This is a genomic window from Pseudomonas sp. 2VD (genome assembly GCF_005503585.1).
GTDB classification, from domain to species: Bacteria; Pseudomonadota; Gammaproteobacteria; order Pseudomonadales; family Pseudomonadaceae; genus Pseudomonas; species Pseudomonas aeruginosa.
This window is the reverse complement of record NZ_SCND01000326.1, coordinates 1-6,761: the sequence shown is the minus strand read 5'-3', so window position 1 is coordinate 6,761 and position 6,761 is coordinate 1. Positions and strand designations below refer to the sequence as shown.

Sequence of the window (6,761 nt, the reverse complement as noted above, 5' to 3'; positions counted from 1 at the left end):
CTACTACAGCAATCGCAACAACGGTAACGCGGCGCTCAAGGCATTCATCGTCACCCGCGTCGGCGACGTGTTCATGGCTTTCGGCCTGTTCATCCTGTTCCAGCAGTTCGGCACCCTGAACATCCAGGAGCTGCTGGTGCTGGCGCCGCAGAAGTTCCCGGAAGGCAACCTCTGGCTGACCCTGGCGACCCTGGCCCTGCTCGGCGGCGCGGTCGGCAAGTCCGCCCAGCTGCCGCTGCAGACCTGGCTGGCCGACGCCATGGCCGGCCCGACCCCGGTCTCCGCGCTGATCCACGCCGCCACCATGGTGACCGCCGGCGTCTACCTGATCGCCCGTTGCCACGGCCTGTTCACCCTGGCCCCGGACATCCTCGAACTGGTCGGCATCGTCGGCGCGGTGACCCTGGTCCTGGCCGGCTTCGCCGCCCTGGTGCAGACCGATATCAAGCGCATCCTCGCCTACTCGACCATGAGCCAGATCGGCTACATGTTCCTCGCCCTCGGCGTCGGCGCCTGGGACGCGGCGATCTTCCACCTGATGACCCACGCCTTCTTCAAGGCCCTGCTGTTCCTCGCCTCGGGCGCGGTGATCGTCGCCTGCCACCACGAGCAGAACATCTTCAAGATGGGCGGGCTGTGGAAGAAGCTGCCGCTGGCCTACGCCAGCTTCGTGGTCGGCGGCGCGGCGCTGGCCGCCCTGCCCTTCCTCACCGCGGGCTTCTACTCCAAGGACGAGATCCTCTGGGAGGCCTTCGCCAGCGGCCATCGCGAGTTGCTGATCGCCGGCCTGGTGGGTGCATTCCTGACCTCGATCTACACCTTCCGCCTGATCTTCGTCGCCTTCCACGGCGAGCCGAAGACCGAAGCCCACGCCGGCCACGGGATTTCCCACTGGCTGCCGCTCAGCGTGCTGATCGTCCTGTCGACCTTCGTCGGCGCCCTGATCACCCCGCCGCTGGCCGGCGTCCTGCCGGAAAGCGTCGGCCACGCCGGTGGCGAAGCCAAGCACAGCCTGGAACTGGCCTCGGGCGCCATCGCCATCGCCGGCATCCTGCTGGCCGGCCTGCTGTTCCTCGGCCAGCGCCGCTTCATCAGCGCCCTGGCGAAGAGCGCCCCGGGTCGCTTCTTCGGTACCTGGTGGTACCACGCCTGGGGCTTCGACTGGCTGTACGACAAGCTGTTCGTGAAACCCTACCTGCTGCTCTGCCAACTGCTGGGGCGCGACCCCATCGACCGTACCCTGGGCGTCGTTCCGTTCAGCGTGCGCGGCGGACACAACCTCCTCAGCCTCACCGAGAACGGCCGCCTGCGCTGGTACGCCGCTTCCCTGGTGGGTGGCGCCGCCATCCTGCTCGGCGCGCTGCTGCTGGCCTAACGAATTCACGGAGAGACTGAGCCTGTCATGATTCTGCCCTGGCTAATCCTGATCCCCTTCATCGGCGGTTTCCTCTGCTGGATCGCCGAACACAGCAGCAAGACCCTACCCCGCTGGATCGCGCTGCTTTCGATGACCCTGGTCCTGATCCTGAGCCTGTGGATCTGGGCCACCGGCGACTTCCAGCTGGCGCCCGCGCCCGGCGGCGAGCCGGAATGGACCCTGCAATTCAAGGTGCTGTGGATCGAGCGTCTCGGCATCAGCGTCCACCTGGCGATGGATGGCCTGTCGCTGCTGATGGTCGCCCTCACCGGCCTGCTCGGCGTGCTCTCGGTCCTCTGCTCCTGGAACGAGATCCAGCGCCGCATCGGCTTCTTCCATCTGAACCTGCTGTGGATCCTGGGCGGTGTGATCGGCGTGTTCCTCGCCATCGACCTGTTCCTGTTCTTCTTCTTCTGGGAAATGATGCTGGTGCCGATGTACTTCCTCATCGCGCTGTGGGGACACAGCTCCGATGACGGCAAGAAGACCCGCATCTACGCCGCCACCAAGTTCTTCATCTTCACCCAGGCCAGCGGCCTGGTGATGCTGGTGGCGATCCTCGGCCTGGTGTTCGTCAACTTCAATGCCACCGGCGTGATCACCTTCGACTACGCCACCCTGCTGAAGACCCAGCTAAGCCCCCACGTGGAATGGCTGCTGATGCTCGGCTTCTTCGTCGCCTTCGCGGTGAAGATGCCAGTGGTGCCGGTGCATTCCTGGCTGCCGGACGCCCACGCCCAGGCGCCCACCGCCGGCTCCGTGGACCTCGCCGGCATCCTCCTGAAGACCGCCGCCTACGGCCTGATCCGCTTCGCCCTGCCGCTGTTCCCCAACGCCTCGGCGGAATTCGCGCCGATCGCCATGTGGCTCGGCATCATCGGCATCTTCTACGGTGCCCTGCTGTCCTTCGCGCAGACCGACATCAAGCGCCTGGTCGCCTACTCCAGCGTTTCGCACATGGGCTTCGTGATGATCGGCATCTACTCCGGCAGCCAGGTCGCGCTGCAGGGCGTGGTGGTACAGATGATCGCCCACGGCCTCTCCGCCGCGGCGCTGTTCATCCTCTGCGGCCAGCTCTACGAGCGCCTGCATACCCGCGACATGCGCAAGATGGGCGGCCTGTGGTCGCGCATGCCCTACCTGCCGGCGATCAGCCTGTTCTTCGCCTCGGCGTCGCTGGGCCTGCCCGGCACCGGCAACTTCGTCGGCGAGTTCCTGATCCTGATCGGCGCCTTCAAGGTGGTCCCGGTGATCATCGTGATCGCCACCTTCGGCCTGGTCTTCGCCTCGGTCTACTCGCTGATCATGATCCACCGCGCCTACTTCGGACCCAGCCAGTCCGACGAGCCGATCCTCGGCCTCGACGCCCGCGAACTGAGCATGGTGCTCGGCCTGGCGGTCCTGCTGGTCCTGCTCGGGGTCTACCCGCAGCCGGTGCTGGACATCTCCGCGGCCAGCATGCACGGCGTGCAGCAATGGCTGGGCGCAGCCCTTTCCACCCTTGCAGGACGGTAGTCGCGAAATGACCTTTACGATCCAACACTTCATCGCGCTCCTGCCACTGCTGATCACCAGCGCCACCCTGGTGGTGGTGATGCTGGCGGTAGCCTGGAAACGCAATCACTCGTTCACCGCCACTCTCTCGGTGATCGGCCTCAACCTGGCCCTGCTGTCGCTGCTGCCGGTCCTCGGCGTCACCCCGATCGAGGTGACCCCGCTGGTGCTGGTGGACAACTACGCCTGCTTCTACATGGCCCTGGTGCTGGTCTCCGCCCTGGCCTGCGTGACCCTCGCCCACGCCTACATGGAAAGCTATCCGGGTAACCGCGAAGAGCTGTACCTGCTCCTGCTGCTGGCCACCGCCGGCGGCCTGGTGCTGGTCAGCGCGCAGCACCTGGCCAGCCTGTTCATCGGCCTGGAGCTGCTCTCGGTCCCGGTCTACGGGATGGTCGCCTACGCCTTCTTCAACAAGCGCTCGCTGGAAGCCGGCATCAAGTACACCGTGCTCTCGGCCGCCGGCTCCGCCTTCCTGCTGTTCGGCATGGCCCTGCTCTACGCCGAGTCCGGTACCCTGGGCTTCGCCGGCCTTGGCGCCAAGGTTGCCGAGCACGTGCTGAGCGGTCCGCTGGTCAGCGTTGGCGTCGGCATGATGCTGGTCGGCCTGGGCTTCAAGCTGTCGCTGGTGCCCTTCCACCTGTGGACCCCGGACGTCTACGAAGGCGCCCCGGCGCCCGTCTCGGCGTTCCTCGCCACCGCCAGCAAGGTCGCGGTGTTCGCCGTGCTGCTGCGGCTGTTCCAGATCGCCCCGGCGGCCCTGGACAACCAACTGCTGAACATCTCCCTGAGCGTCATCGCGGTCGCCTCGATCCTCTTCGGCAACCTGCTGGCACTGACCCAGAGCAACATCAAGCGCCTGCTCGGCTACTCGTCCATCGCCCACCTGGGCTACCTGCTGGTCGCCCTGATCGCCAGCAAGGGCATGGCCGTGGAAGCGGTCGGCGTCTACCTGGCCACCTACGTACTGACCTCCCTCGGCGCGTTCGGCGTGATCACCCTGATGTCCACCCCGTACAGCGGCCGCGACGCCGATGCGCTGTTCGAGTACCGCGGCCTGTTCTGGCGCCGGCCGGTGCTGACCGCGGTGATGACCGTGATGATGCTGTCGCTGGCAGGCATCCCGCTGACCGCCGGCTTCATCGGCAAGTTCTACGTGATCGCGGTCGGCGTCGAGTCGCACCTGTGGTGGCTGATCGGCGCCCTGGTGCTGGGCAGCGCCATCGGCCTGTACTACTACCTGCGGGTCATGGTCACCCTGTTCCTGGTCGAGCCCGGCATCCGCCAGCACGACGCACCGTTCAACTGGGGCCAGCGCGCCGGCGGCATCATGCTGGTGGCCATCGCCCTGCTGGCGTTCTTCCTCGGCGTCTACCCGCAGCCGCTGCTGGAAATCCTCCAGCATTCCGGCCTGGCCCTCGCCGGCTGAGTCGCCCGCTCCACGAAAACCCCGCCTCGGCGGGGTTTTTCTTTGGCCCGCCCCACGCACCCTGCCCCGCTGCCGTGGCATGCTCCGCGCTCCATGGATGAACCCGGAGGCCTCATGCCCACCTTCCACGATATCGACGTCTTGCGACACAACAGCGCCAGTTGGGACGCCCAGGCCGCCCGTGACTGCGAATGGTCGCGACCGGTCAGCGCCGAAGAGGTCGCCGCCGCACGCCGCGGCGACTGGGCGGTGAAGCTGACCCCGGGCGCGTTACCCGCTCACTGGCTGGGCGACGTACGCGGCCGCGAGATCCTCTGCCTGGCCTCGGCCGGCGGCCAGCAGGCGCCGATCCTTGCCGCCGCCGGCGCACGGGTCACGCTGTTCGACGCCTCGGCGGGACAGCTGGACAAGGACCGCCAGGTCGCCGCCCGCGACCGCCTCGAACTGGCCTGCGTGCAGGGCGACATGCGCGACCTCTCGACCTTCGCCGATGCCTCCTTCGACCTGGTCTTCAATCCCATCTCCAATCTCTACGTCGACGATGTCCTGCCGGTCTGGCGCGAATGCGCGCGGGTGCTGCGGCCGGGCGGCAAGCTGCTGGCGAGCTTCTACAACCCGGCGCTGTTCATCGAGGACCGCTCGCCGGAACTGGCAGAGCAGGGCCTGATCCGGCCGCGACATCGCCTGCCCTACTCCGACCTGGAAAGCCTCTCCGCCGAAGCCCTCGCGGCGAAGCGCGAGAAAGGCGAAGCCCTGGTGTTCGGCCATAGCCTGACCCAGCAGATCGCCGGCCAGCTCGCCGCCGGCCTGCTGCTGCAGGATTTCTACGAAGACTGGCAACCGCACCCGCGCTTCGTCATCGACCGCTTCATGCCGACCTTCCTCGCCACCTGCGCGCTCAAGCCGAGGTCCGCCGCCGGTTGACAGCGGCGAGCCCTGAGGAGTGCCGGCAAGCGCTGCTCCATGTCCAGTTGCGCAACGGTCGCGATGTACCGGGTTCGACGCACTGTTAGCCGAAGGCCCCAGGCACTGCCTGGAGCGGCTCAGCCACGACAGCGCCGTCCATGATGCTTCAAGGCCTGAAACGAACAAGCCCCGCATTCGCGGGGCTTGTCTGCCACGGGCGCGACTCAGGCCTGTGGTTCTTCCTCGCGACCAGTGAACAGGTCCCAACTGGCCATGAACAGCGCGGCGATCAGCGGGCCGATGACGAAGCCGTTGAGGCCGAACAAGGCCATGCCGCCGAGGGTGGAGATCAGCACCACGTAGTCCGGCATCTTGGTGTCCTTGCCGACCAGGATCGGGCGCAGGATGTTGTCCACCAGGCCGATCACCACCACGCAGAACAGGATCAGCACTACGCCCTGCCAGATCGCCCCGGTGAGCAGGAAATAGGCCGCCACCGGCGCCCAGATCAGCGCCGCGCCGATGGCCGGCAGCAGCGACAGGAAGGCCATCAGGGTGCCCCAGAGCAAGGCGCCCTCGATGCCCAGCACCCAGAAGATCAGGCCGCCGAGAGCGCCCTGGGTGGCAGCCACGGCGATGTTGCCCTTCACCGTGGCGCGGATCACCGTGGTGAACTTGGCGAACAGGTGGTGCTTGTGTTCCTGGCTCAGCGGCACCGCCTGCTTGATCCGCCGGCCGAGCACGCGACCGTCGCGAAGGAGGAAGAACAGCAGGTAGAGCATGATGCCGAAGCTGATGACGAAGTCGAGGGTGTTCTGGCCGATGCTGAACGCCTTGGTCGCCACCACCTGGCTGGCCTGCATCGCCACCGAGGAGAGCTTCTCCTGCAGGCTCGAGAGATTGGCCAGGTCGAAGCGCTCCAGCCACTGGTGCACCGATGGCGGCAAGGCGGCCACCGCCTGCTGCAGGTAGGCGGCGAAGTTCAGTTCGCCGGACTTGACCCGCTGGTAGACGCTCGCGCCTTCCTGCACCAGCGAACCGGCGATGAAGATCACCGGGATGATCACGATCAGCACGCAGATCAGCAGGGTGATCAGCGCGGCGAGGTTCTTCCGATCCCTCAGACGCACCTGCAGGCGGCGTTGCACCGGGGCGAAGATGATCGCCAGGATGGTGCCCCAGAACACCGCGCCGTAGAACGGCAGCAAGAGCCAGCCGAAGGCGAGCGTGACCACCGCCAGCAACAGGAGAAAAGTCCGGGATTCCAGTTTCGTGTCGAGCATGTCCAATCCATCTGGCAGTGGGAAGCAAAGCATTAGTCAGCCGGCGGAGGTGGATCGTTCACGACTGCCGGCCGACTCCGCCGAATAATGACAGGAAGGCTCTGTGGCGCACCACTGCCGGCTGGCTCTTTTGCCGGCAGCGGTCGCGCGGGGGAAGGGTCAGATGCGGAAC

The 6,761-nt window shown here is 66.6% G+C and carries 5 protein-coding genes; 4 read left to right on the top strand and 1 reads right to left on the bottom strand.

Annotated features, from left to right (window positions below):
* The 4 genes from nuoL to FFS27_RS25885 form a co-directional block, all read left to right on the top strand.
* A partial coding sequence (gene nuoL / locus FFS27_RS25900) for an NADH-quinone oxidoreductase subunit L (RefSeq protein WP_137952290.1) occupies window positions 1-1,375 on the top strand: 1,375 nt, incomplete at its 5' end.
* Window positions 1,376-1,402: 27 nt separating this feature from the next.
* Window positions 1,403-2,932, top strand: a complete 1,530-nt coding sequence (gene nuoM / locus FFS27_RS25895; protein WP_003090479.1) for an NADH-quinone oxidoreductase subunit M — start codon at window positions 1,403-1,405, stop codon at window positions 2,930-2,932.
* A 7-nt stretch (window positions 2,933-2,939) separates the two neighbouring features.
* Window positions 2,940-4,400, top strand: a complete 1,461-nt coding sequence (gene nuoN / locus FFS27_RS25890; RefSeq protein ID WP_003090482.1) for an NADH-quinone oxidoreductase subunit NuoN — start codon at window positions 2,940-2,942, stop codon at window positions 4,398-4,400.
* Between the two features lie 114 nt (window positions 4,401-4,514).
* The gene (locus FFS27_RS25885) at window positions 4,515-5,324 is read left to right on the top strand and encodes a class I SAM-dependent methyltransferase (RefSeq protein ID WP_003138925.1); all 810 of its coding nucleotides are present in this window, start codon (window positions 4,515-4,517) and stop codon (window positions 5,322-5,324) included.
* A 206-nt stretch (window positions 5,325-5,530) separates the two neighbouring features.
* On the opposite strand, the gene FFS27_RS25880 is transcribed toward FFS27_RS25885, so the two are convergent.
* Window positions 5,531-6,589 carry an AI-2E family transporter gene (locus FFS27_RS25880; protein ID WP_003090487.1) on the bottom strand — a complete coding sequence of 353 codons (1,059 nt, stop codon included), beginning with the start codon at window positions 6,587-6,589 and terminating at the stop codon, window positions 5,531-5,533.
* Between the last annotated feature and the right edge of the window lie 172 nt (window positions 6,590-6,761).